Below are 22,290 nucleotides of genomic sequence, written 5' to 3' on the forward strand. Positions count from 1 at the left end.
CAGGATTTGGCTTTTAACAAAAGCAAAACTGCACATCCTGCAATTTTAGGGACTATTTAGAAAAGAGTTTACATATTACAGTAGCCAGTCAATGGGTAACCAAGACATAATAGTAAGCCAGATATGATCACTCATATCGACCCGTGGCTCTGACTCGTAAACGACTTCTTTGCCATCTTCCATGGTGTGCCACTCCAAGCTACCGTTGTCTAGCAGCTTAACTTCATAAGCTTGGTTTAGTAAATCATCACTCAGCGCCCCATGCAGCTGTCTTGCCAACTCATCATCATTGATGATGACGCCCATCTCAGTATTGATATTGGCAGAGCGAGGGTCAACGTTGTAGGAACCGATAAACACTTGATAGTCGTCTACCGCAAACGTTTTTGCATGTAGGCTGGTTGATGACTGACTGCGTGCACGCCAGAGTTTATTGTCACGTTTTTCTTCAGCTGCCGTTGATTTTAGCTCGTATATTTTTACGCCTGACCGCAGCAGGCTAGGGCGCCATTGACTATAACCAGAATGAACAGCGGTCACGTCGGTCGCATCAAATGAGTTGGTTAATATTTTGATATCAACGCCAGATTTGGCGAGCTTCACCAAAGTATCGACCCCATCTTTGGTCGGGACAAAATAAGACGAGATGATGGTCAGTTTTTTGGTTGGGCTACCGAGTAACGTACGCAGTTGATGCACCAAGTTGGTCTCAGATGAGACGCTTTTGGACAGCTTGCCAACATCGTCACTCAAAAACTGCATGTCTGTCCAACGAAATGGTACACGCTTGTTGATCAGATCAGTGTCTATCGTCGAGTCTTTGATGGCGGCTTTATAAACCGTCAAGCTACTGCCTTCGTTATTTTCCTCATCTATACCCAGCTTGTCTAATGCCTTCAAAAAATCAGGCGTGACGTCATCGTCGAACTTGGCTAAAGTTTCGATGTCAAACGACAGTGGCGATGACCAGTAACTGGCAAAGCTATTATCAATGTCTGCGACGACTTTACCAATCAGTAAAACATCCAAATCCGCAAACTGGCTGCTTTGATCGTTACTCATGTACTCATTACCGATATTACGTCCGCCGATAACGGTAATCTGTTTATCAAACGTCATGCTTTTATTGTGCATACGGCGATTGATACGCGGCAAACCTGTGACGTAGTTCAATGTTGAAAACTTACGGTGCATTAATGGGTTGATGATACGCACCGCGATATTAGGGTGGCTCGCAAAACGTAATAGGTGCTGATCAAACTTTGCACTGTTATTAAAATCATCCAACAACAAACGCACGATCACACCGCGCTCAGCCGCTTCCCACAAGTCTTTTAATAGCAGTTGGCCAGCCTGATCATTATGCCAAATATAATACTGCGCATCGATATTGCGCGTGGCCATACCTGTTAAGATACTACGGGCGGCAAACGCATTTGCCCCAGTGACGATCGGATGATAGCCTGACAGATCAGGATGAATCTCATTTTGTGCTGTGATGGCGGTCACTAGATCAGTATTGTTGGTTGTAGTCGCTGTATTTTGCTCAATCTTTGGGCTGTCTTCTTGTTGGTATAAAGCATTGACTCGCGCTGATAACGCTTGGCTCTCAGGTAGATGTGGCTGTTTGGGTAGGCTCTGGCAAGCGCTCAGACCTAAAGTCAGCCCAAGTGTCAGACTCAACGATAAGCTGCTTGGTTCTATACTGAACATCGACATAACGAATTTACCTTGATGAGCCTAAATATACTGATAAATAAAATGCATGGATAAGTAATTTACTGAAATTGTTCATCTATTTTTAAGGATGATAGCATTGATTGGACGGTCTATAAAAATATCACCAACGCCAAAATTCAAATCGTCGCTAAGCTTAGCAGCTGTTAGCATATCTGCCTATTATAAATACGTTATTTTTGTTAGGTTTGACGATTGAGTTTATCGTGATTTATTGTCGGTTAAGCGGTTAAGTCTGCATAATGGCTGTCATATTGAACATCCAGTTATTTTAATAGGCAAAATTAATAATTAGAAGTTATCTGAAACCAGATGTGTGGAATAAGTCGGCATGTTATGATAACGCTGATGAATTTGCTTAATAATCAAAAAAATAAGCAGTCCTTTTATACCAACCAAAACAAAGCAACGGAACGTCTATGAGTCAGTCGCAAACGAAAGATGAGAATAATTTGAACCAAAAAAACTCAAACGATGGGTTAGATCCAAACTGGCGTAACGATGCCTTAGATTTAGGATTAGATTACGGTATGCAAACTATCGCCGTGCGCGCAGGTCAGCATCGTACCGATGAGGGCGAGCATTCAGAGCCGATTTTTACGACCAGCTCTTATGTTTATCAATCAGCCGCTGATGCTGCGGCACATTTTGACGGTACAAAGACAGGAAACGTTTACTCTCGTCATACCAACCCAAGCGTCCGTACTTTTGAGCGTCGTCTCGCCGCGCTAGAAAACGGTGAACGTGCGGTTGCAACGGCCTCTGGTATGGGTGCAATCCTGACCATGTGCTTGGCATATCTAAAAGCGGGTGACCATCTGCTCGCTGCCAATCAGTTATTTGGCTCGTCTATTGGGCTGTTTAATAACTATATGGCCAAGTTTGGCGTTGAAGTTAGCTATGTTGATTGCTTTGACAATGAGGCATGGGCCAATGCCGTTCAACCAAACACCAAAGTGATCTATTGTGAAAGCCCAAGTAATCCACTGGCGCAGATTTGCGATATCGGTTATTTGAGCACGCTTTGCAAAGCCAATGACATACTACTGGTCGTTGATAACTGCTTTGCCACGCCAGCATTGCAGCGCCCTCTAGATTTGGGTGCCGATGTCGTTATTCACTCTGCGACCAAGTACTTAGACGGTCAGGGCCGAGTACTTGGCGGGGCGTTGGTTGGTAGTGACAAACTCATGCAAGAAGCGTTTACCGTAGTGCGCTCAGGCGGTATCAGCATGAGCCCGTTTAATGCTTGGGTATTTACCAAGGGGCTTGAAACGCTAAAACTCCGAATGCAAGCGCATTGTAACAATGCCAATCAAGTCGCAGAATTTTTGGTCAATCATCCTAATGTCAGTACCGTACATTTCTCCGGCCTAAGTGACCATCCTGCACATGAGCTCGCCACACGCCAGCATCATATGAAAGACGGTTACGGTGCTATCATGGGTTTTGAAGTCAAAGCATCTGACAGCCGCGATACGAAAGAAGCGGCTTGGCATGTGATTGACTCGACTCAAATGGTCTCTATCACCAACAACTTGGGCGATGCAAAAACCACGATTACGCATCCTGCGACGACCACGCATTTTCGCCTAACCCCTGAGGCGCGTGCTGAAGCTGGCGTGAAAGACGGTCTGATTCGTCTATCAGTCGGTTTGGAAGATGTCGAAGATATTATCAAAGATTTGGCGCGTGGTTTAGACAGTTTGTAAAGATAGCGGTATAATGCCGTCAGTATTTTATTTTACACTTTAAAGTATCCCATTTATTATTATAAGACAAAGAGGCAGCTATGAACATTCAAGCATTGATGCAACAAGCACAAACGATGCAAAAGAAAGTAGAAGCAAACGTTGAAAATGCTAAGAAAGAGCTTGCGAACAAAGAAGTTCAAGCAGAAGCGGGCAGTGGTCTGGTTAAAGTCACCATGACTGGTCGCCATGTGGTCAAGCGTTTGACCATCGATCCAAGTCTGCTAGAAGATGAGCCAGATATGATCGAAGATCTTATCGCTGCCGCTATCAATGATGCGGTGCGTCAAGCGGATGAGCTATACGAAGAAACCATGGCTGGCGCGACCTCAGGTATGGGTCTGCCACCAGGTATGCAAGGTATGTTCTAAGCATTAAATACTTTAGACTGAACACAAAAATGGGGTTGTTATCGGCACGATACGACCCCATTTTTATAGCTACGATTTATAAATTTAGTTAAATAAAGTCAACTAAAGGAAAGCCACTTTGCTTACAGCCAAATTTGATCAGCTGGTCAAACAGCTGCGTATATTGCCAGGCGTCGGTCAAAAAAGTGCCCAACGAATGGCGCTACATTTGCTTAGTAAAAAACGTCCGCAAGGCATGGCGCTTGCCCAAGCACTAGATGAAGCCATGCGCGATATCGTTGAATGTCAGCGCTGTCATAGCTTTAGTGATGAAGCGGTGTGTCCTCTATGCCAAGACCCTAGACGTGATGATGGGCTGCTGTGTGTGGTCGAGACAGCAGCAGATGTGATGGCAATCGAGCAAACGGCAGGGTATCGTGGTCGCTATTTTGTGCTTGGCGGACACTTATCCCCGATTGATGGAATCAGTGCAGATGACTTAAATATTGATCAGCTGGTATGGCGAGTCAAACAAGAGCCTGTTGAAGAGATTATACTGGCAACAGGTACGACGGTTGAAGGCCAGACCACCGCACATTTTATTAGCGAGGCCGTCAGTCGTCATGTCAATAAAGTCACACGTTTGGCACAAGGGATACCGATGGGCGGCGAGCTTGAGTATCTAGATAGTATGACGCTGGGTCAAGCCATGCAAAACCGCTCTTTTTTATAAGGTTTTGCTGACATCAAAGTCTTACCCATTTCATTTCGTGAAATTGTTATAATTGCTTTATTATTGTTCTCCTTTTTCATTTTATTAAGACGCAGTATCGCGTTTTATTTTCTCCTATTTATGCAGGTATCTGCCCGTGTCCAACAACGTTTCAAACGCTTCAGTCAAATCAAACCCTTCAGTCAAATCAAACCCTTCTGAGATTACTGATAACTCATCACAAAAAGCAGCTAATACTGAGATGACATCAGTGGCGACACCTTCGGAATCAAATGATGATGCACTGGATGTTGATGCAATTGATATCGATGCACTGTTGGATGTCGCTGATGCTGTTGATGTCACATGGGTGCGTGAGCAGCACCAATTGGCTGAGGTGATCAATGCCTTGGCAACTTGTGGCCGCGTCGCACTAGATACTGAGTTTATCAAACGCGACACTTACTATCCGCGTTTGGCACTCGTACAGTTAAATACGGGTAATCACGTGTATTTACTAGATGCGCCTGAGTTGCAACTGTCTGAGCTGTGGGAGGCCTTGCGCCAAGTCGATGTGGCCATCTGGCATGCTTGCGGCGAAGATTTAGGCATTTTTTATCTGCTATCTGGTTGTCCACCATTGACCAATATTTTTGATACGCAAATTGCGTTGTCTTATTTAACCGGTCAATTACAAATGGGCTATCAGCAGGCATTGGCAGATCAGCTAGATATGCATATCGATAAAGAGCACAGTCAGTCTGATTGGCTCCAGCGCCCGTTGACAGACGAGCAAGAGCAATATGCCATCGATGATGTGCGTTATTTGCCAGCGCTGTATCTCAGTATCGAACATGCGCTTAAGGCACAAGGCCTATACGATTACGTCTGGGCGGATTGTCAGCTCTACGCCAGTGATTTGTATGACTTGCAGCACGTCGAAGATGAAGCGATGTATCTGACGATGGCAGATTATCGCTATAACTCACAGCAAATGGCGATACTCAAAGGGATTGCGACGTGGCGAGAAGAGCTGGCACGTGCGACCAATCAGCCGCGTACGTTTATCATCAAAAAGCAAGCGGTACGCGAGATCGTCACTGAAAAACCAAACAGCATGCGTGAGCTGGCGCACAAAACGACGATGCACCGTAGTATGCTGCGTCTCTATGGTGAAGAGCTGCTTAAGATAATAAGAAACGCCAAAAACCTACCACCTGCCGAGCATCCAGCTTGTCTTGTGCCGCCATATCGCTCAAAAAACAAAATCCTGTCAAAAGCAGTGCAGCAAGCGATTGATGATCACGCTAAGGCTATCGGCATGCCTAGCAGCGTTTTAATGCGCAAAAAATGGCTAGGACAGTTGTATGAAGTGATTGCTCTTGATAAAAATCTCAGCGAACTGCCACAAGGTCTCAAAGGTTGGCGCAATGACTGGGTCGTCCAGACGTTGATTCCAGTGATCAGCAAGCATAAAACTGAATTGCAGCAAGGGATGGGTATTAGATAGCAAATACAGCCAACTCAAAAAATTGATGCCTAATTTCACATTGCTTGTTTTTTAAATCAATTTTTTTTAAATCAATCAATGGCAGCATCAATTTTCTCTCTATCGATAAATGGCCGTTTTGACAATCTTGCTTATACTTTTGCTCGGTCATATCTATTCCATTATTCGCTGTCATCTAGAGCATTTTAGGTATTAAAAATATGCCCTAGCGTTCAAACTCACCATTTTCTAAAAAGTAAATCACTTGCCGAGCCACTTCTTTATCGACCAGCATGCCTGTATGGGTCACAGGCAGTACGATATGGTCGTTGGCGCAGTCAAGACGTGTTTCGCTGACGTAAACTGTACCATCATGAGCACAGTTTTCTGTGGCTGCTGATTCGCTTTCTTTATTCAGTTTGCGATTATGATATTGCAAAAAAGGTTGTCCTAAGCCGCGCGGTTTATCGCCTGCAATCACGCCTATATGAATATGTTCAGGACAGGACGTCGCTGTACCATCGAGCGCATCAGCATAAGATCGTCCTACAATTAAAGGGCTCAAACGCCATACGTAATCCGCGCAAACACTTCCCACATGCGGCGTGCCCAGCGTGACGCAGCGCCCAATTTGCCACTTGGGATAATTGGCCAAAAAATCACGAATAATCAATCCACCCAAGCTATGACCGACCAAATCTATTGGCTGATCAGGGTTGTGGTTGGCACTCAGCCACTCATGTAGTCGCTGGCTGTTGGTTTTGATACCGTCGCGCATGCTGCGATAGCTGTATTGATGGGTGGCAAAACCTTGCGCTTGTAAACGCTTCGCTAATGGACGCATCATCCAAGTCGTTTGATGCAAACCATGTATCAAAATCACAAGGTTTTTTCGTTTAGGCGCTTTTTGTGCCATGTCTTTTTGTTGCATAACAATATCCAAATGAGTAGCATTATAAGATTTTTTTATCGACGCTTGTTTATAAAAATGAGCGGATAGACAGACATCTTATATTAGCGCTTTAGGGGTAAGGGTTGTCAAATTATCTAAATTTTTAATTTCAATATTAGCTATTTTTTCGCTGTCAGGTTGTACTACTTATAGTGAATTCAGTATAAAAACGATACAGTGGGACTGGGATAAATTTTACGCAGCATCGAGCAGCGTAGGCACAGCACGAAAGGAGAATTTAGACCAGTTCCACCTTGATATATAATGTATCTGTTTTATTTAGGATTGACTATATAGAGTAGATAGAGCACTAATTGTTAAGGTGGAGATGCCAGAAATGATAGTAGTAAGCGAACCTATACCAGCTAAGACACCTCTACAAATTGCTACTTGGTCCCCAACTAAATATGATGGTCGATTTACAGCGATGACAGCGGGATATTTGACAGTTATTAATAACTATCTTGCTTTAACTAGAGATAATGAAGAAGTAATGACACAGGACAATACTCTTTTATTAGTATTAGCGAATACTTTCTTTTCGTGGGAGGCGGATAAAGAGATTATGTTATTTGAAGGTAAGTCCTATAAGGTCGGCGATGCGCTTTATCTTGGTGGTGCGGCGTTTACTTATCCCAATGCTAATATTACAGATCAGATAAAAGTGAACTGGATAGACTGTGGCTTGAATAAAGGATGGTTGGGCGGTTAAGTCTCATTGATAGTGTCAAAATTTAACAATGCATGCATAAAACAAAACCGCCAAATCAGCGACTGATTTGGCGGTTTTTTATAAAATAAACGAGCAGTTATCGAAAATGATCATTACATATAGTTTTCGATACTTGGGCAAGAACACATAAGGTTCTTGTCACCGTACGCATCATCGACGCGTGCCACACTTGGCCAGAACTTGTTTGCACGGATGTAAGGCAGTGGGAACGCAGCAGTCTCACGGCTGTATGGATGCGTCCATTCTTCATTAGTAATCATAGCAGCCGTATGCGGTGCATTGACCAATGGGTTGTCTTCTAGCGTCCAGTTGTCTTCGCCCGCTTTTGCTTTCATCGCTTCAGCTTTGATAGATTTCAGCGCACTGATAAAACGATCCAACTCCTCGACAGACTCAGACTCTGTGGGCTCAATCATCAGTGTGCCTGCGACTGGGAAGCTCATCGTTGGTGAGTGAAAACCGTAATCCATCAAGCGCTTAGCAATATCGCTTTCAGTGATGCCAGTCTCTTCTTTTAACGGACGAATATCGATGATACATTCGTGAGCCACGCGGCCGTTTTTACCTGTATATAATACAGGGTAGTGGTCTTTTAGCTGGGCGGCTACATAGTTAGCGTTTAGCAGGGCAAGCTCGGTTGCTTTTAGTAGGCCATCGCGGCCCATCATAGTGATATACATCCATGAGATAGGTAAGATGCTCGCTGAACCATAAGGCGCAGCCGATACCGCTGAGCAGTCTTTTTGCGCGTTATGCACAGGGCTTAGCGTATGGTTTGCCATGAATGGTGCCAAATGCGCCTTCATACCGATAGGACCCATACCTGGACCGCCGCCGCCATGCGGGATACAGAAGGTTTTGTGCAGGTTCATATGTAGTACATCAGCACCAACGTCTGCAGGCTGCATCATGCCTACCTGAGCATTCATGTTGGCGCCATCCATATAGACCTGACCACCGTGCTTGTGAGTCAAATCACAGATATGACGGATGCCTTCTTCAAACACGCCATGAGTCGATGGGTACGTGATCATTAAAGCGCCCAAACGCTCGCTGTGCTCTTCACACTTGGCGGTTAAATCCTCAATATCAACGTTGCCGTTTTCATCGGTTTTGACCACGACGACTTTCATACCCATCATCATGGCAGTAGCAGGGTTGGTACCGTGCGCTGACATTGGAATGAGGCACACATCGCGATCGGTTTCGCCCAATGACTCATGATAACGGCGAATCGCGAGCAGACCAGCATATTCACCAGAAGCGCCAGAGTTTGGCTGCATAGAGACATCATCAAAACCAGTGATGGCTTTTAATTGATCTTGTAAGCTATCGATCATCGCAATATAGCCTGTGACTTGGTCACGCGGTGCGAATGGATGCACATTGGCAAACTCAGGCCAAGTAATCGGTAGCATCTCACTGGTGGCATTCAACTTCATGGTGCAGCTGCCTAGTGAAATCATGCTGCGGTTCATCGCTAGATCTTTGTCTTCAAGCGACTTTAGGTAGCGTAGCATTTCATGCTCGGTATGATGCGAGTTGAATACTGGATGAGTCAAGATGTCATCCGTACGCAGGTGTGCGCTGTCAAGTGAGATGCGAGCGGTTTCAGGTAGATCGTGTGACTTGTTGACGAATAACTGAGTCAATACGCCAAAATCTTGCTGATCACTGGTTTCACTAAAGGCAACGCTCAATTTGGTGTCGCTTAGACGCCATAAGTTGTAGCCAACGTTGTCTGCATTTTTAAAGATTTGCGTAGCTAGCTTCTCTGAGCCGCAATCAACCACGACTGTATCGAAGAATTGATCGTGTACCACGCTTAAGCTGCTGTCATTCGCTGCTGTGATGGCATCAGCAAAGGCGGTGGCAAACGCATGGATACGAGTCGCAATACGCTTCACGCCACTTGGGCCATGATAGACGGCATACATACCAGCGAGATTGGCGAGCAATACCTGCGAAGTACAGATGTTTGAGTTGGCTTTTTCGCGGCGGATATGCTGCTCACGCGTCTGTAGCGCCATACGTAATGCGGTATTGCCTTGTGCGTCTTTAGATACGCCAATGATACGACCAGGTGCTGAGCGTTTTGCTTTATCAGAGAATGCAAAGTAAGCAGCATGTGGGCCACCAAAGCCCATTGGAATACCGAAACGCTGTGTGCTACCTAGTGCTACGTCCGCACCCATATCGGCTGGTGATTTTAATAACACCAAGCTCATGATATCACTGACGACACTGACGTAAGTCTTGTTTTCTTTTACGGCCGCGATGACGTCTGTTAAGTCTTTAACGTCGCCTTCTACGCCAACATACTGGAATAGCGCACCGAAATAGTCGCCTGATTTGGCCGTTTCAAAATCACCCACGACCACGTCCCAACCAAAGTATTTCGCACGAGTATTGATGACATCTAGCGTTTGTGGATAGACGCGCTCATCGACGAAGTACTGCGTTGACTTGCTTTTGCTTACACGCTTTGACATCGCCATGGCTTCTGCTGCTGCCGTTGCTTCATCAAGCAGTGACGCACCAGCTAATTCAAGACCAGTCAAATCGATACAAACTTGTTGGAAGTTCAGCAATGCCTCCAAACGACCTTGAGCGATTTCTGCTTGGTAAGGGGTATAAGCGGTATACCAGCCTGGATTTTCAAGGACGTTACGCTGAATGACGGCAGGCATACGAACCGGAGAGTAGCCTTGACCGATATAGCTCTTATTGACGGTGATGTCATCTGCCATCGTGCGTAGTTTGGCAAGTGCCGCATGCTCACTCATTGCCACTGGCAAATCCAATTCTTTGTGCAAACGTACCGGCTCAGGCACAGTGTCATTGATAAAGCTTTGCATATCTTTATAACCAACAGCGCTGAGTAGGTCAGCTTGCTTGGTTTCGTTCGAACCTAAGTGGCGATAGACAAATTCAGCTTCGTTGAACAATCCTTGAAAGGTATCAAACGATGGGTTTTGAGAGATAGTCATGACAATCCTTGGTTAAGGGAGTAATAAACAAAATAGCAATTAAGAAAACATTGTGAGCAGTTAAGGAAACACTGTGAGCGGTACGTTATACGTAATGCACAAACTGTTTTTGGTCAAAGCGGAATTGGGTGTTGTAAACGCCATTGTCAGCACGCTCGCCTGCGCCAATCATCATAACGATATGATGGTCGTCGCTAAGATTGAGCAACGCTTTCATGGCAGGCTCATCAAAGCCGCCCATAGGACAGCTATCAAAACCATGAGCACGTAGTGCCAACATTAGGTTTTCGGCGGCAAGCGCGGTGTTATTGGTTGCCCAGTTTTTGGTGTCTTCAAACGTATAGTAAGGCGATTTGAGAGGGCCTTTGACGCGTCTGACCACTTGCGTTGCGCCCCATTTTGCAGCGGATATCACATTGGCAGGGCCGCGCAAAAAGTCCAGCGTGACGACTTTGTTGTAGTAGTCTTTCACTTTCTTAGGGACTGGCTGATCAGGGTATTCGCGCAATATTTGCTGAGCATGCTCATGCCAGATGTCGGTGCGAGCAACGATAGCGATTAAGCGCGCCGATGTTTTTGCCGCGTTTTGGTTCATACAGTTTTTGATGGCGCGTTTACGATTATCAGCATCATCGATAACATAAAACTCCCACGGCTGTAGGTTGCTAGAGTTTGGTGCTAGCATGGCCAAACGCAGACAGTCTGCCAGTACGTCGTCAGGGATGGGCGTGTCAGTAAAACGGCGCACGGAACGGCGTGATTCTACGATATCGCGAAAGGCTTGTAGCTGCGGTGTATGGTTTGGTGTGGCGATGGGGTCTTTATTATCGGTGTTGGCATTCATATTAGGATCCATGCTGAGAATTGGGTTATCAGTTTGCGTCGTTATTGATAGCACGTATTCATTGGGATTCGAAGAGGTGATCAATACGAGTCAATGAGATAACGCTTGAGAGCAATAACATCGGACGATAATGGTTTTTGGTGGTCTATATATAAAGCTGCTTTGTTATCAAAGGTGTCATCTATGAATCAACCCTGTTGATAAGAAAGGGGTATCAAATAGGAGATGTAGATACCCGCTTTTGCCAGTATCTACAAGTTTGGCTGCTATTTTGGTTTGGCTACTATCTTTCTTTCTGCTATACAGAGGTGGTTATTATAATTCGCTTTCGTACTCGTCAGCGGTCATCAGTGCTTCATAGTCAGCGATGTTGTCAGGCTTCACTTTAAAGAACCAGCCTTCACCATATGGGTCAGAGTTGATGATTTCAGGATCATCTTCTAGTGCTTCGTTGATAGCGATGACTTCGCCTGAGATAGGCGCGTATACGTCAGAGGCGGCTTTTACTGATTCAACAACTGAGATTTCGTCGTCAACAGCGATAATATCGCCCACTTCTGGTAGCTCAACAAACACCACATCACCCAATAGGTCTTGAGCATGGTCAGTGATACCAACAGTGATCGTACCGTCGTCTTCTAGGCGCAGCCACTCGTGACTTGCAATATATTTTAGCTCTGCTGGGATGTTGCTCATGGTCTCTCTCTCCTAAATGATAGAGGTTAATTAACAAAAATAATGGAGGCTGGGCGTATCGTCGTTTTTATCATTATGTCTAAAACGACAACGCGCTCTAATAATAAGATTTATAAGACCTACGAGTCAAACTGTTGCTTGCCGTTACGGACAAAAGGCAGCTTCAATACCCGTACATCGACGAATTTACCTTTGCCGCGTAGATCGACCTGTACGTGATCATCTTCTGATAAGCTGGCAGGCACGCGAGCAATCGCGATGGAGTTTTTTAGGCTAGGGGAGAATGTACCGCTGGTGATAATACCAGTTTGCTCATTGTCAGTGCCCTGATTGATAGTCACTGTCATGCCTTCACGCAATACGCCGCGCGTGGTCAATAGCAGACCTACTTGCTTCATAGCGGTGTTGTCTTCTTTTGCCTGCTTGCGTTTGCTGACCAAAGCGTCACGGCCGACAAAGGCACGGTCGTCTTTAAGCGCTAGCGTCCAGCCCATATTGCACTCGTAAGGGCTAATGGTCTCGTCCATGTCATGACCATAAAGGTTCATGCCCGCTTCCATACGCAAGGTATCACGTGCGCCAAGACCGGCAGGTTTGATGCCATTTGCTTTTAGCTGCTCAAAAAAAGCAGGGGCATCATCGGCATGCATAATGACTTCGACGCCATCTTCACCAGTATAGCCAGTACGAGCCACAAACCAATCGGTGCCTTCGATATCGGTCAAGTCAGCGCCAACGAAAGGTTTTAGCCCAGCTAAGGTATCTGCCCAGTTTGGTTTGGCTTGAGCCAGTTTCTCAATAGCATTTGGACCTTGCACGGCGAGCATGGCAAGCTCAGGACGCTCGGTAATCGCAATATCAAAGCCTTCAGCGACTTTATTAAACTGTGCTAAGTCTTTGTCACGAGTGGCTGCATTGGAGACGATACGGTACTCAGTTTCCTCTGCATTCATCAGATAGACGATCAAATCATCGATGACGCCGCCTTGCTCATTGAGCATGCCAGAGTACAGCGCTTTACCAGCGGTAGTGAGTTTGTTGACATCATTTGCGAGTAGTTTTTGGAGCCATGCTTTAGTATCTGCGCCTTTGATATCGGTCACTACCATATGTGAGACATCAAACATACCGGCATCTGTCCGTACCGCGTCGTGCTCTTCGATTTGTGAACCGTAATGAATTGGCAATTCCCAACCAGAAAAATCGACCAATTTGCCCTCACTATCAAGATGAGACTGGTAAAAAGGGGTGCGCTTAGGGGTTTGAGTGCTGCTAGAGTCTTGAGAGTGGGTATCAGTCATAACAAATCCTTATGTGTACATCAGTCGTACTCGGCAGAGTAGAGTGGTGTGCAACGTAAAAGTAGCGAGAAGCAATATTGCATCAAAGGGTGACACAGAAAGCAAAGATAAAGACGTAGGCCAAACAGACGCTGAACGTCGGTTTAAGCTAAAGCCCTATCTGTCCTGTGACCTGAGATTTTCAACACGAACCATCGTTTACGAGCAGTTATTTAAAACCTGCGGTTGATGATAGCGTATTTTCTCCCCTTCGGTGGGTAAGACGTCGTCCGTACTTACCACTCTCCAGATTTGTTATGTCTGACGTTTGATAAAGTAGTGCGCTATGAGCGTGATGCTAGCAAACACTACCAAACAACAGTGACATGTGTTTTTCAGTCCTTTTACCTGAGCGATTGGCAGGGTGGATGCGCCTTCGGTGGTCGTATGGCAGTTGTCAGTTTGTATCACCAATAGGGTTTGATACAAAATCTGTGCCGACAGACTCTCTCCTGAAAAACGCTTTTATTATGAAAGGTTCAAAGCGCTTTTACAAGTCATCACCGCCATTAAAACAAATAAATTTGGCAAAAATGTGTGCTCATTAGGACATTTGCTCACCAAAGACGCTTAGCAAGATGGTGTTTTTTATCTCTATCAGCCGTTTTGAGAATCAATAAAATGATGTATGGGCGCAAAAATTACCATAGCAACACGCAAAGCGACTACTGGTGTTTGCCTGAAATATGCTAACCTACGACCATAGTTTCTGATAGGTGGTTTTTATGCATTGCGATATTTATAAATTTCCCAAACATGACGACATGTATGTATATATTGCGCGCCCTGAATATCCTGATGATACCGATGAGATCAAAGATTGGCTTGGCGTACTGCCAAAGGACTTTCGTGCAGGGTTGGGCCGTAGCCAGTTTGTCATGCATCTTGATTTGGCGGCGACGCCCACTCTGGCGCGTGTTGATAAAGAAGAAGTACTGGCAAAGCTAGCGTCCCAAGGTTATTTTGTGCAGATGCCACCGCAAGATGTCATGCGCCGCCAAGCAGAGCTACGCGCTCGTGAAGCGCAGGACAATATCTACGACTAGATACATTTTACCACTAGATAACATTGACGATTGGTACGCTTATTGATAAGACGGTTGTGGCAAGATGATTGAGAGAATGGTCTTTACAATGCCATGGACAAAACACTCATGACACATTTGGTCACATGCATTTGGGTAGAAAGTCGTGATAAACTGACACCCCATGACATCCACATAAAAAAATACAGATAGAAACGCACATGATGTGTGCATCGATACTGTATTTGATCTTATTTTGGTACGACAGAACGCACCATACACTGCTAGGCACATAACGTGTCAACGGTGATAAACGCAGGTAGTGAAACACGTATGGATTGGTTAAAAAATATTTTGCACAGCTTACCATTAGAATCTATTAGTGACATTCTCGGTGAGATTGCTATTTGGTGGGGCCAAATGGTGAAAGATGTACCGCCCGCCGATTTGCCAATGTATGCGTATCTTGGTGGTTCCATTTTGGTATTGGTGTTATGGTTGCTAGTCGCTCGCATATTGCCAAAACCACTGGGCGGTATGAGTTGGATGATACTGTTTGCAGTGTTATTGGCACCCGGCACAGCGCTTGGTGACTCTAGTGAAATTGCACCAGCCAGTATCAGCGTCGTCTACGCTGTTATGATGAAGGACTTTGCAGGCGCGATTGCCAATATGCTGCCAATATTGGTGGTACTGGTCATCGGTTTGTTTATCGGTTTTATGTGGCAGCTGATACGCGGCGCATTCGCATCGAGCTTGGACAAAGCCCGCAGCCGTACGGCAGAGGATACGCAAGCGACAATGCAACTGACGACCGGCAGTTATTTGGCAGAAGGTTCTACGTTGACTGAGCAGTCTGATGATACGGCCCTAGCCGCTAAGCCTGAGAGCAGTAATACTAAAAGTCATGTTGACTTAAAAAAACAGAATGGCTTGTCTAAGAATACTGATGCTGACAATCGCTAAAACGCTGAAGTCTGTTTGTACGGTGTAATAAATAAGCAGGCGAGCCAGTAAAGTAATCGAGTAATGATAAAAAAAGACACCCATGCGTGTCTTTTTTTATGCCAAATCGTCTGGCAACCTTATGAATTATTGAGAATTATGAGAGGCACCCAACCATTGCTCACAAAGGCGAACGCATGAGTATTTTGGCAATGCCTCAGGCTGTGCTAATCTAATTTATCTTTTATTCATTATCAAATTTTTAGTTCTACTTATTTATAACCATATATTCATAACAATTTATCTATAACAACAATCGAGACCTGATTATGAACAAGCAAACCTTTACCGGCACTCAAAATTATATCGCCACAGACGATTTACAACTGGCAGTGAATGCGGCCATGACATTACAAAAGCCGCTCCTTATCAAAGGTGAACCTGGTACGGGCAAAACCTTACTTGCCGAAGAGGTTGCTGAGAGTCTAGGGATGCCACTGATTACGTGGCACATCAAGTCGACGACTAAAGCCGAGCAGGGTTTATACGAGTACGATGCGGTATCGCGCCTACGTGACTCGCAGTTGGGTGATGACAAGGTTTATGAGATTGGCAATTACATCAAGCCGGGCAAGCTGTGGGATGCCTTCACTAGCACCGAGCGCAGCGTACTACTAATCGATGAGATCGATAAAGCCGATATCGAGTTCCCTAATGACTTGCTGCATGAGCTCGATAAGATGTCGTTTTATGTGTATGAGACGGGCGAGACCATTACCGCCGCGCAGCGTCCAGTAGTAATCATTACATCAAACAATGAAAAAGAGCTGCCCGATGCGTTTTTGCGTCGTTGCTTCTTCCATTACATCGACTTTCCAGAAGAGCAAACCATGCGCCAAATCATAGAGGTGCATTTCCCCGATATTCAGGAAAAATTGGTCAACGACGCGTTGGATATATTCTACAAGCTGCGCAATATCCAAGGCCTTAAAAAACCACCATCAACGTCTGAATTGGTCGATTGGTTGACGTTATTGCTCGCTGATGACATGGCGCAGGATGAGTTAGAAGAAAACTTACGCGGCGAAAAATCCATTCCGCCATTATACGGTGCATTGCTGAAAAACGAAGCCGATGTGAATTTACTACAGCGTTTTGCCAATATGATGCGTCGTTAAGCGCGTCTAAGTGTTCAGTGCTTTTTTTGTTTTACGTCAATCAGTGGTGCGTCTCTTATGTTCATAAAACTATTCTATACCTTGCGGACTTACGGCGTACCAGTCAGTACGCGTGAGCTGCTTGATCTTAATGCCGCGTTAGATAAGGGCCTGATGATGCAGCCGCATCCTGAAGATCCAGCACTGGCGACTTTTGCGAGCCGTGAGGATATGTATCGGCTGATTCGGCTGTGCATGGTCAAAGACGAGCGCCATTTTGATAAATTTGATCGGGCAATGGCAGACTATTTTGAAGGGGTGGATAGTCTTGATATGGATGCGCTGTTGGCCAAGCTGACGGATGTGCCTAAAGAATGGCTGGATCTAAAGCTCGACCCAAAAAATCTAACCGAAGAGCAAAGACGCCTGCTCAAAAAATACGGCTCGCTTGAGGAGCTGATGAAAGCGTTAGAGGAGCGGTTACAAGAGCAAAAAGAGCGTCACCAAGGTGGTAGTAAATGGGTAGGGACAGGCGGTACCTCGCCATTTGGTGCTTATGGCGACCATCCAGAAGGGGTGCGCGTCGGCGGTGAATCGCGTAAACGTAGCGCGGCGAAAGTTTGGGAGCAGCGTAAATATCGCAATCTTGATGATGATAATCAGCTTGGTACCCGCCAAATCCAAATGGCACTACGCAACCTACGTCAGTTTGCGCGGACAGGCAGCGCTGACGAGCTCGACATTCATGAGACCATCAAACGTACTGCCAAAAAGGGCGTGCTTGATATACATATGCAAGCCGAGCGCCGCAACCGTGTCAAAGTATTGATGCTATTTGACGTAGGCGGTAGTATGGACATCCATGTCGAAGCACTTGAGAAACTGTTCACTGCGGCAAAGAATGAATTTAAAACATTAGAGTTCTTTTATTTCCATAACTGCTTGTATGACTATGTGTGGAAGGACAATAATCGTCGCCATAGTGCACCGATGCCCACGTTTGAGCTACTCAATAAATATGGGCGCGAGTATCGCGTCATCTTCGTCGGTGATGCATCGATGTCGCCGTATGAGCTGATGACCGTGGGCGGTAGCGTCGAGTATATGAACAATGAAGCCGGTATCGTATGGCTAAAGCGTGTGCTGGATCATTTTGACAAAGTGGCGTGGCTCAATCCTGAAACCCCAAGCTATTGGCAGTACACGCAAACCATCGTTGAGATCAAAAAGCTATTCGAAGATAAGATGTATCCGATGACCTTGCACGGTGTTGAGGAGATGACCCAGTATATGGCGCGGTAGTATTAATCTATATCGGACGAGTAATATGAAAAAAGCACTTAAGACGATGTGATCGTTTTAAGTGCTTTTTTATGTTAATTTAAATGCTTTTTTATGTTAAGTAGTGCCAATTTTGAGAAGGCATATTAGTGACAAATGCTATGGTGACGATAGATGCTAGCTTTTGTTTTCAACCAGTCCAATCATCACACCCATCTCTTTTTTGTCTTGCTTATCGATACTGGGTGCATACAGTGCTGAGGCAATGCCGCCATCCAAAAACAGCGCATTTGGACAACCTAGCTCGTCTTTGAATAGAGTCGCAAACTGATAAAACGTCACAGGCTCGTCTGTATTGACGAATTGTATGCTGCCATCTCGGCAAATGCCTGCACCATTACGCAGTTTGATGGATGTGCTATCAGGATTGAACTGCGGATGTATCTCATCATTGATGACTAGCATAGGACCAGATTGCGTCGCATACCAAGGCTGTGCGTTGCCATTGTTTATCTGTTCATCTAAGGCGTGGCTTTCGGTGATTTGTACGTGACCAGTTTTGTCCCACCACATAACGCCATTGGGTAATAAATGAAAATTGCCACCACCTTCTTTTAGATTGAGCGATTTGACTTCTTCGCCTTTGATGACGGTGTAACCAATTGGTGCATAGTTTTCGTTGTACATTCCTGCATTCATGGCAAAGTTTAGAGTTTCAGTCTTTGGTAAAGTGGACAACAATGTATCAAAGGTTAGTAGTGGTTGGTCATTAGAGGCTTGCCAAAACAGCTGCAGTGAATAACGATCGCTTGTTAATCCACTTGCATCCACACGGCAGACGCTATAAGTAAATGGCGAGTCTTTTGTCTGACACGACCAACTGTCTGTATCGAGGTTAGTCGTGTCAGTGTCTGTCTGCTGGCAAGCGCTAAGGCCAAGTGCAAGCACTATCAATGATAACAATAAGGTCAAAATGGAGGTTGGCATCAATCACACGTCTTTTAACATAGTGGTATTTGTGGTTTGCTACTGATTCATATATAAATCTTGGGTACTCGCTTTTAGTCGCTACTGGGCGGATAGTCACGGAAGGTGTTATTCACATTGCCGATGAGCTGCCCGCCATCGGTTGTGATCGTATGATCGGTGCTGTAGGGGGAGCTGTATCCAGCGCGATGTTCGGTTGGTGCGCCAGTCTCTTTACCTTTATCACGAGAGTCTTTGTTATAAGCAATGAGCGCATCATTATTGGCTAAGAAACTATCAGGATTGGCCATCACCCACATTTGATTGAAAATATCCGCACGCGCGCTATTATCAAGTAATGCGCCCTTATCCGTAAAGTAGAAAAACTTAGACAGTAGCTTAATCTGCCCGTCATCTAGACGGCGGGCGATATGATAAGGTTGTAGCTGACTCGGATGCTGTAAGCCCACCGCGCCGACGATACTGGCCAATGATTTGAGTGTGTTTTTATGGAAGCTTGCCACACGCTCTGCTTTGCTAGGGACATCGAGCGCCTTTTGACGGTAAGGGTCTTGGGTAGCGACGCCCGTTGGGCACGTATTGGTATGGCAAGAGCGCGACTGAATACAACCAACCGCAAACATAAAGCCACGCGCCGAGTTACACCAATCGGCACCTAGCGCAATCATCCGTGCAATATCAAACCCTGAGACAATCTTGCCACTGACGCCAAGTCTGATCTTGTCACGAATGCCTGCACCGACCAAAGTATTGTGAACAAGCAAAAACCCTTCGACCATCGGCATGCCGACATTGTCCATAAACTCAACAGGCGCCGCACCTGTACCGCCTTCGGCACCATCAATAACAATAAAATCAGGATAGTTGTCCGTCTCGATCATGGCTTTGACAATCGCCATAAACTGCCAAGGCTGACCCACGCATAGCTTGAAGCCAACAGGCTTGCCACCAGATAATTCGCGTAGCTGCTGCCAAAAGGCGACAAGCTCACGCGGTGTACTAAACGCGGTGTGCGAAGCGGGCGAAATACAGTCTTGACCCGTCGGCACTTGGCGAGTATCGGCAATCTCTTGAGTGATTTTGCTCGATGGCAACACGCCGCCTTTACCCGGTTTGGCACCTTGCGACAGCTTGATCTCGATCATTTTGACTTGTGGATCGACAGCTTTTTCGGCGAAAGACTGTGGGTCAAAATTGCCTTCGGCATCACGGCAGCCAAAATACCCTGTACCTAACTCCCAAATCAGATCACCACCGAACTTACGATGATAAGGGCTGATCGCGCCTTCGCCCGTATCATGTGTAAATCCGCCTATTTTTGCGCCTTGATTGAGTGCCATAATGGCGTTTGCGGACAGACTGCCAAAACTCATCGCGGAGATGTTGAATACCGACATATCATGCGGCTGCTTACAACGCTCGCCGCCAACAGTGATACGAAAGTCTTTGTTTTCTAACGGCTGGCTAACGGCGGATTGCAAAAACCATTCTTTACCATGAGTATAAAGATTGTCTAGCGTACCAAACGCATTGGTATCGCTGACGTTCTTTGCCCGCTGATACACTAGCGCGCGCTGCTGGCGTGAAAATGGCACCTGCTCTTTGTCATCTTCAAGCAAATACTGACGAATCTCAGGACGAAAATCCTCTAGTACGTAGCGTATATGTCCTGCTATCGGGTAGTTTTTTAGCACTGAATGCTTGGACTGAATCAGATCATAAATACCGAGTCCTACGCCAAAACCTCCAATCACAATTAGCCAACCGTGCATCAGCAGCAATCCGGCTAATAATAGACAAATGGCTGCACCCAGTGTGCTATAGCGCAGCAGCAGCCCGACAAAATACGGCGAGCTGGTTTTGGGTTCAGGGTTCAGATTGGTACGGGATTCAGGCATAACGAGGCTCAACAGTCACTGTAAATATAGATAATACGTTCAAATTTGTCGCGTACATCATACACTGATGCTATCGCCAAGTCGGTATCATTGGGTAACAGTATACTAATGCTGGCAAATTTTAGCAGGTGATTCTGACTAATATTTGCTCATCCTCTATAGCATCAAACGTGATCGCAACGGGTAAAAACTGCTCAATGAGCCATGCTTGGGTTTTGCTATGCTCGCTAATAACCCGCGCGCTAAACGCACCGCCGCCTGCTAAGGCTAACGGTAATAGCAGCTGATCGGTCAAATATTCATCAATCAGCGCATCGGTGTCAAACAAATAACGCTTTACTAAGCCTGACAAACGACCACCTATCTTTTCTGCTGAGCTGCGTTTTTCTCCTAGTAATGTAAATATTTCAGAGTGATATTCTTTGTGATTTTGGATACTAATACTCTCGTGAGTGACTTTTGCATAGCAGGTATTGCCTTCACCAATGCCGTATAATTTATTACCGCGTGTTGTGATAAGCGCCTCATCCATACCCGCTTCAATCAACGCGGCTTTGGCGCTGGCAAGCTCACGCAGGCAGATATCGTATTCTAGATTGAGCACGCTTGCGACCAGCTCCGTGCTGACAAGCTTACCGCGTTCCGTGAGGTCTAATCGTGAAGCATTAGCACGGCGCACAAATGGCGCAACAGTTGCTTTAATCGCGCCGCCGCCGATAGGGGCAAAGCCCGCTTGCACGCACTCAATCTCGACCTGCATGCCGAGCTTGGCAAGTAGCGGCACAAAGGCGTGCTGCAAAAAGTCGGTGGTTGGCGCTAACGGATTGTGCGTGCCGCCTATGATGGTAACGGTGGACTTGTTGCTTGAGTCAGCATTGGCAAAGAGTAGGGCAGGCAGTAGCGTCTGTAACACCAGACTGGTACTGCCTGCCGAGCCGATATCGAAGGTATAATCGCCCGCTTGCACGGTGCTTGGCGTAAAGGTGAACGCCATACTACCTAAATGAGCGCCCGATACGCTAGCGTTTGATATCTGTTGTGACGCTTGTACACACATCAAATGCTGACGCATCAATCCGGGTTTGGCGCGTCCAGCACGAATATTGGTGATTTCAATCGGTGTGCCTGTGAGCATCGATAATGACAGTGCCGTACGAATGATTTGTCCACCGCCTTCGCCTGTGCTGCCGTCGATTTTTAGGGCTTTACGTGTTGATGCTGGCATGATAAATGTCTTTATGATTTGTAAGACTATTGATTGGTAGTGTCGTTAATGGGCATAATAAAATGCTTCCCAATACTTTTCGGGTCGCATTTAAAATAAGATTGAAACCGACTGTCAGTGTCTGGTGGTAAGGTCTAAATGGTGCATTGTGCCAAGTGCCATGTGCGGGGCATAAGTG

The 22,290-nt window shown here is 45.8% G+C and carries 19 protein-coding genes and 2 riboswitches; of the genes, 9 read left to right on the plus strand and 10 right to left on the minus strand.

Features of this window, described 5'->3' with window-relative positions; all coding sequences use genetic code 11:
- Nucleotides 1–75: 75 nt before the first annotated feature.
- Nucleotides 76–1,719 carry a phospholipase D family protein gene (locus BLR43_RS01710; protein ID WP_071001886.1) on the minus strand — a complete coding sequence of 548 codons (1,644 nt, stop codon included), beginning with the start codon at nt 1,717–1,719 and terminating at the stop codon, nt 76–78.
- A 437-nt stretch (nt 1,720–2,156) separates the two neighbouring features.
- On the opposite strand from BLR43_RS01710, the gene BLR43_RS01715 reads away from it, so the two are divergent.
- From BLR43_RS01715 to BLR43_RS01730, 4 genes are all read left to right on the plus strand, one after another.
- The gene (locus BLR43_RS01715; RefSeq protein WP_071001885.1) at nt 2,157–3,449 is read left to right on the plus strand and encodes an O-succinylhomoserine sulfhydrylase; all 1,293 of its coding nucleotides are present in this window, start codon (nt 2,157–2,159) and stop codon (nt 3,447–3,449) included.
- A gap of 80 nt (nt 3,450–3,529) precedes the next feature.
- Nucleotides 3,530–3,859 carry a YbaB/EbfC family nucleoid-associated protein gene (locus tag BLR43_RS01720; protein WP_025651278.1) on the plus strand — a complete coding sequence of 110 codons (330 nt, stop codon included), beginning with the start codon at nt 3,530–3,532 and terminating at the stop codon, nt 3,857–3,859.
- 118 nt (nt 3,860–3,977) lie between these two features.
- Nucleotides 3,978–4,571: a recombination mediator RecR gene (recR, locus tag BLR43_RS01725; protein WP_071001884.1), complete on the plus strand. Its 594-nt coding sequence runs from the start codon at nt 3,978–3,980 to the stop codon at nt 4,569–4,571.
- A gap of 136 nt (nt 4,572–4,707) precedes the next feature.
- Nucleotides 4,708–6,060 (plus strand): ribonuclease D, encoded by a 1,353-nt coding sequence (locus BLR43_RS01730; RefSeq protein WP_227674254.1) that lies wholly within the window; start codon nt 4,708–4,710, stop codon nt 6,058–6,060.
- Here BLR43_RS01730 and BLR43_RS13555 read toward each other — a convergent pair.
- Both BLR43_RS13555 and BLR43_RS01735 read right to left on the minus strand, forming a co-directional pair.
- Nucleotides 6,053–6,211: a hypothetical protein gene (locus BLR43_RS13555; protein ID WP_156770969.1), complete on the minus strand. Its 159-nt coding sequence runs from the start codon at nt 6,209–6,211 to the stop codon at nt 6,053–6,055. The genes BLR43_RS01730 and BLR43_RS13555 overlap by 8 nt on opposite strands.
- Nucleotides 6,212–6,265: 54 nt before the next feature.
- A complete protein-coding gene (locus tag BLR43_RS01735) occupies nt 6,266–6,970 on the minus strand; it encodes a lipase family alpha/beta hydrolase (RefSeq protein ID WP_227674255.1) in 705 nt (234 codons plus the stop codon).
- A 349-nt stretch (nt 6,971–7,319) separates the two neighbouring features.
- Here BLR43_RS01735 and BLR43_RS01740 point away from each other — a divergent pair, with 349 nt between their 5' ends.
- On the plus strand, nt 7,320–7,703 hold the full coding sequence (locus BLR43_RS01740) for a hypothetical protein (protein WP_093068134.1): 384 nt from the start codon (nt 7,320–7,322) through the stop codon (nt 7,701–7,703).
- A gap of 113 nt (nt 7,704–7,816) precedes the next feature.
- On the opposite strand, the gene gcvP is transcribed toward BLR43_RS01740, so the two are convergent.
- The 4 genes from gcvP to gcvT form a co-directional block, all read right to left on the minus strand.
- Nucleotides 7,817–10,714, minus strand: a complete 2,898-nt coding sequence (gcvP, locus tag BLR43_RS01745; protein ID WP_093068138.1) for an aminomethyl-transferring glycine dehydrogenase — start codon at nt 10,712–10,714, stop codon at nt 7,817–7,819.
- An 85-nt stretch (nt 10,715–10,799) separates the two neighbouring features.
- Nucleotides 10,800–11,558, minus strand: a complete 759-nt coding sequence (locus BLR43_RS01750; protein WP_093068143.1) for a nitroreductase family protein — start codon at nt 11,556–11,558, stop codon at nt 10,800–10,802.
- A 315-nt stretch (nt 11,559–11,873) separates the two neighbouring features.
- Nucleotides 11,874–12,254: a glycine cleavage system protein GcvH gene (gene gcvH / locus BLR43_RS01755; RefSeq protein WP_071001880.1), complete on the minus strand. Its 381-nt coding sequence runs from the start codon at nt 12,252–12,254 to the stop codon at nt 11,874–11,876.
- A 119-nt stretch (nt 12,255–12,373) separates the two neighbouring features.
- The gene (gene gcvT / locus BLR43_RS01760; RefSeq protein ID WP_093068147.1) at nt 12,374–13,555 is read right to left on the minus strand and encodes a glycine cleavage system aminomethyltransferase GcvT; all 1,182 of its coding nucleotides are present in this window, start codon (nt 13,553–13,555) and stop codon (nt 12,374–12,376) included.
- Nucleotides 13,556–13,705: 150 nt separating this feature from the next.
- Nucleotides 13,706–13,854: riboswitch (glycine riboswitch) on the minus strand.
- Between the two features lie 66 nt (nt 13,855–13,920).
- Nucleotides 13,921–14,059: riboswitch (glycine riboswitch) on the minus strand.
- Between the two features lie 260 nt (nt 14,060–14,319).
- Here gcvT and BLR43_RS01765 point away from each other — a divergent pair.
- From BLR43_RS01765 to BLR43_RS01780, 4 genes are all read left to right on the plus strand, one after another.
- Complete coding sequence (locus BLR43_RS01765; protein ID WP_071001878.1) at nt 14,320–14,640, plus strand: YcgL domain-containing protein; 321 nt, start codon at nt 14,320–14,322, stop codon at nt 14,638–14,640.
- 276 nt (nt 14,641–14,916) lie between these two features.
- Nucleotides 14,917–15,585: a hypothetical protein gene (locus BLR43_RS01770; protein WP_227674256.1), complete on the plus strand. Its 669-nt coding sequence runs from the start codon at nt 14,917–14,919 to the stop codon at nt 15,583–15,585.
- Between the two features lie 308 nt (nt 15,586–15,893).
- Nucleotides 15,894–16,742 carry an AAA family ATPase gene (locus BLR43_RS01775; protein ID WP_071001877.1) on the plus strand — a complete coding sequence of 283 codons (849 nt, stop codon included), beginning with the start codon at nt 15,894–15,896 and terminating at the stop codon, nt 16,740–16,742.
- Between the two features lie 57 nt (nt 16,743–16,799).
- Entirely contained in the window at nt 16,800–18,023 is a 1,224-nt protein-coding gene (locus BLR43_RS01780; protein ID WP_093068151.1) for a vWA domain-containing protein, read from the plus strand.
- 156 nt (nt 18,024–18,179) lie between these two features.
- On the opposite strand, the gene BLR43_RS01785 is transcribed toward BLR43_RS01780, so the two are convergent.
- From BLR43_RS01785 to rtcA, 3 genes are all read right to left on the minus strand, one after another.
- On the minus strand, nt 18,180–18,989 hold the full coding sequence (locus BLR43_RS01785) for a phosphodiester glycosidase family protein (protein ID WP_093068155.1): 810 nt from the start codon (nt 18,987–18,989) through the stop codon (nt 18,180–18,182).
- 74 nt (nt 18,990–19,063) lie between these two features.
- Nucleotides 19,064–20,887, minus strand: a complete 1,824-nt coding sequence (locus BLR43_RS01790) for an FMN-binding glutamate synthase family protein (protein ID WP_093068160.1) — start codon at nt 20,885–20,887, stop codon at nt 19,064–19,066.
- A gap of 121 nt (nt 20,888–21,008) precedes the next feature.
- Nucleotides 21,009–22,112 (minus strand): RNA 3'-terminal phosphate cyclase, encoded by a 1,104-nt coding sequence (gene rtcA, locus BLR43_RS01795; protein WP_093068163.1) that lies wholly within the window; start codon nt 22,110–22,112, stop codon nt 21,009–21,011.
- Nucleotides 22,113–22,290: the final 178 nt, after the last annotated feature.

The organism is Psychrobacter pacificensis (assembly GCF_900101915.1).
GTDB classification, from domain to species: Bacteria; Pseudomonadota; Gammaproteobacteria; order Pseudomonadales; family Moraxellaceae; genus Psychrobacter; species Psychrobacter pacificensis.

What these genes read in the sequence shown, in the direction of transcription:
- BLR43_RS01780 (WP_093068151.1), top strand. Translation starts at nt 16,800, where the DNA reads ATGTTCATAAAACTATTCTATACCTTGCGGACTTACGGCGTACCAGTC.
- gcvH (WP_071001880.1), bottom strand. Translation starts at nt 12,254, where the DNA reads ATGAGCAACATCCCAGCAGAGCTAAAATATATTGCAAGTCACGAGTGG.
- BLR43_RS01715 (WP_071001885.1), top strand. Translation starts at nt 2,157, where the DNA reads ATGAGTCAGTCGCAAACGAAAGATGAGAATAATTTGAACCAAAAAAAC.
- BLR43_RS01735 (WP_227674255.1), bottom strand. Translation starts at nt 6,970, where the DNA reads ATGCAACAAAAAGACATGGCACAAAAAGCGCCTAAACGAAAAAACCTT.
- gcvT (WP_093068147.1), bottom strand. Translation starts at nt 13,555, where the DNA reads ATGACTGATACCCACTCTCAAGACTCTAGCAGCACTCAAACCCCTAAG.
- BLR43_RS01765 (WP_071001878.1), top strand. Translation starts at nt 14,320, where the DNA reads ATGCATTGCGATATTTATAAATTTCCCAAACATGACGACATGTATGTA.
- BLR43_RS01740 (WP_093068134.1), top strand. Translation starts at nt 7,320, where the DNA reads ATGCCAGAAATGATAGTAGTAAGCGAACCTATACCAGCTAAGACACCT.
- rtcA (WP_093068163.1), bottom strand. Translation starts at nt 22,112, where the DNA reads ATGCCAGCATCAACACGTAAAGCCCTAAAAATCGACGGCAGCACAGGC.
- BLR43_RS01775 (WP_071001877.1), top strand. Translation starts at nt 15,894, where the DNA reads ATGAACAAGCAAACCTTTACCGGCACTCAAAATTATATCGCCACAGAC.
- BLR43_RS01785 (WP_093068155.1), bottom strand. Translation starts at nt 18,989, where the DNA reads ATGCCAACCTCCATTTTGACCTTATTGTTATCATTGATAGTGCTTGCA.
- BLR43_RS01710 (WP_071001886.1), bottom strand. Translation starts at nt 1,719, where the DNA reads ATGTCGATGTTCAGTATAGAACCAAGCAGCTTATCGTTGAGTCTGACA.
- BLR43_RS01750 (WP_093068143.1), bottom strand. Translation starts at nt 11,558, where the DNA reads ATGAATGCCAACACCGATAATAAAGACCCCATCGCCACACCAAACCAT.
- BLR43_RS13555 (WP_156770969.1), bottom strand. Translation starts at nt 6,211, where the DNA reads ATGACCGAGCAAAAGTATAAGCAAGATTGTCAAAACGGCCATTTATCG.
- BLR43_RS01720 (WP_025651278.1), top strand. Translation starts at nt 3,530, where the DNA reads ATGAACATTCAAGCATTGATGCAACAAGCACAAACGATGCAAAAGAAA.
- gcvP (WP_093068138.1), bottom strand. Translation starts at nt 10,714, where the DNA reads ATGACTATCTCTCAAAACCCATCGTTTGATACCTTTCAAGGATTGTTC.
- BLR43_RS01790 (WP_093068160.1), bottom strand. Translation starts at nt 20,887, where the DNA reads ATGCCTGAATCCCGTACCAATCTGAACCCTGAACCCAAAACCAGCTCG.